This is a genomic window from Pseudomonas sp. Pseusp97, assembly GCF_047304025.1.
Lineage (GTDB): Bacteria > Pseudomonadota > Gammaproteobacteria > Pseudomonadales > Pseudomonadaceae > Pseudomonas.
The window spans coordinates 1-225 of the sequence record NZ_JBGLYK010000625.1; the positions used below are offsets into that span (position 1 = coordinate 1).

1 protein-coding gene is annotated in these 225 nt (G+C 64.4%); it reads left to right on the forward strand.

Annotated elements, in window-relative coordinates; genetic code table 11:
- The coding region (locus ACCC94_RS30565; protein ID WP_413353279.1) for a BCCT family transporter at positions 1-225 on the forward strand (225 nt) is incomplete at both ends.

The window sequence follows — 225 nt, forward strand, 5'->3', positions numbered from 1 at the left end:
GGCGACCTCGACGAAGACGCCCCGCATTGGCTGCGCATCCTCTGGTCGGTGGTGATCACCCTGGTGACCATCGGCCTGCTGTTCGCCGGCAACTTCACCGCCATGCAGACCGTCGTGGTGCTGGCCGGCCTGCCGTTCTCGGCGGTGCTGATCCTGTTCATGTTCGGTCTCTACAAGGCCATGAAGAAGGATTACGAGGCACTGCACGGGCAAGTCCCGGCGCCG